The organism is Bacillus sp. 7894-2, from assembly GCF_002272225.1.
Classification (GTDB): domain Bacteria; phylum Bacillota; class Bacilli; order Bacillales; family Cytobacillaceae; genus Cytobacillus.
Genome location: NZ_NPDG01000112.1, coordinates 1 through 2115, shown reverse-complemented (window position 1 = coordinate 2115; position 2115 = coordinate 1). Strand labels below are relative to the sequence as shown.

At 40.6% G+C, this 2115-nt stretch carries 3 protein-coding genes; 1 reads left to right on the top strand and 2 read right to left on the bottom strand.

Features of this window, described 5'->3' with window-relative positions; all coding sequences use genetic code 11:
* Positions 1 to 121: 121 nt before the first annotated feature.
* Together CHI10_RS17065 and CHI10_RS17060 are read right to left on the bottom strand one after the other, a co-directional pair.
* The gene (locus CHI10_RS17065) at positions 122 to 379 is read right to left on the bottom strand and encodes a transposase (protein WP_286137443.1); all 258 of its coding nucleotides are present in this window, start codon (positions 377 to 379) and stop codon (positions 122 to 124) included.
* Positions 380 to 482: 103 nt separating this feature from the next.
* A complete protein-coding gene (locus CHI10_RS17060) occupies positions 483 to 1016 on the bottom strand; it encodes a P-loop NTPase family protein (protein ID WP_095245419.1) in 534 nt (177 codons plus the stop codon).
* Between the two features lie 149 nt (positions 1017 to 1165).
* Here CHI10_RS17060 and CHI10_RS17055 point away from each other — a divergent pair, with 149 nt between their 5' ends.
* Positions 1166 to 2032, top strand: coding sequence for a YitT family protein (locus CHI10_RS17055; RefSeq protein WP_095245420.1), 867 nt, complete (start codon positions 1166 to 1168; stop codon positions 2030 to 2032).
* Positions 2033 to 2115: the final 83 nt, after the last annotated feature.

Sequence of the window (2115 nt, the reverse complement as noted above, 5' to 3'; positions counted from 1 at the left end):
CCAGCAGCCAAGAGACCGGATAGGTACTCCTTAACTCATCAACCAGTTCATATTTCATTCTTCTGGGTATGTTTCTTCCTCCAGATTTGGATACTGCTTTTTTAAAATTCAACCTATGCTTTTAGGTAATCTCTTTCCTCTTCAACCGACTTGAATTTAGTCCTAGGCCGACTTTTAATGGGTTAGAGACTCCTTTACGCTCATCAAACGGGACTCCATCTTTCCATTTCTTAACCCACACTTTAAGCTGGCTGCAGTTACGAATTCCCAATTCTTCTGCCAATACTTTAAAACTCTTAGACCCATTCACGTATTTCATGACGGCATTATGTTTAAACTCCACCGAATAGCTATTAAAAGTTTGCCCTTTCTTTGCCATAGAAAAAATCCCCTCCAAGTAGCATTCTTTCCTCCATGGTAACATGAAGGCTTTTTTGGTCTACTTAAAGGGGACATTAACAAAATGCAGGGGTTTTTGTATTCTATGAAGCATCGTTAGTCTTAACATCAAAATCTTCTATGAATGAATCAATATCCGGTTTATTTTTCAGTGCAATGACTTTTTTACCCTCTGCTGCAAATCTGTCAAGCCGTTCAGCCATTTTCTTTTTGCGGGTTCTGTATGTTGTCAGTATGAATTTAATAAATTTCCAGTCCATTTTCTCCTTGCACCCGGCTGCCATATCAGGCCGTGTTTTCCCCAGATTGGTCAGCCATCTTTTCAATACCCTGTACAGACAGATATACAGGGGAACTTCCAGATATATGACTGTATCACACACAGCTCCCCTGATTTCAAAAGTGTTGCTGTAATTACCTTCAATAATCCATTGCTTTTCTTTCACTATTTCACGCTGTGCATCCGAAAATTCCTGAAGTCCGCTTTCCACCCAGCCGGGCTTCCAGTATAAAACATCCAGATGATGCACCTCAATGCCCGTTTTTTCTCCTAGTTTTCTGGCAAAGGTTGATTTCCCTGCGCCTGCTGAAATCCCAATCACCATTACTCTTTTCAAATAATCACCTTCCCATGCCGAATCCGTTTAATTACATTCAACATCTGTGCTTTTATTCCTTCTTTTGAAGCTAAAGTAATTCTTACTTAAAAGACCAGCCTAATAAGTGCTATAATATGAAAGTATTTAAAAAAGAAGGGCTTGATCATATGGCAATGACAAAGAAAAAAAGGGTGTTAAAAGAGATAAGACAGCTCATCATGATTACGCTGGGTGCGGTAATTGCAGCGGCAGGACTTGAGTTTTTTCTCGTTCCCAATAATATTCTCGATGGCGGCGTTATCGGTCTTTCCATTATCGCTGCTGAACTGACCGGGATGACCATGAGTATATTCCTGATTGTTTTAAACCTGCCATTTCTCTATATTGGCTACCGCAAAATTGGAATGAAATTCACGATACATACCTTATATGGAGTAATTGTTTTATCCGCAAGTACCGCATATCTCCATCATTTTGAGCCTGTTACAGATGATTTATTTCTGGCAACAGTCATTGGAGCAGTCATTCTGGGAACAGGGGTTGGCCTTGTGATCAGAACTGGCGGAGCTTTGGATGGATCAGAGATTATCGCCATCCTGGTCAGCAAGAAGCGTCCGGTATCTGTCGGCCAATTTATCATGATTGTCAACGTATTTATCTTTATTCTTGCAGCTTTTCTCGTTTTTAGCTGGGAAACAGCCATGTACTCCATTATCACCTATTATATTGCCTACAAAATGATTGATATCGTTGTGGAAGGTATGGAAGAGCTGAAGTCGGTTACGATCATTTCTGATATGCCTGAAGAAATCTCTGCAGAGCTTATGAAGCAATTGGGACGCGGAATGACTTATATTCAGGGCCAGGGTGTTTTTACTGGAGAGCCCAAAAAGATCATTTATACAATCGTAACAAGGATTGAACTATCAACGCTCCGTTCCATTGTAGAAGATATTGACCCTGGAGCATTAGTGGCTATTGAAAATATTGCCGATGTCAGCGGCAGCAATTTTGATAAAGGTACAGCGCACTAATAAAGTGAAACTTCAATCAGTGGGAAGTGCTTTTCTCCCCACTGATTGTTAGTTGAACCTATCGGGCCTTTACGGGCAGTTTG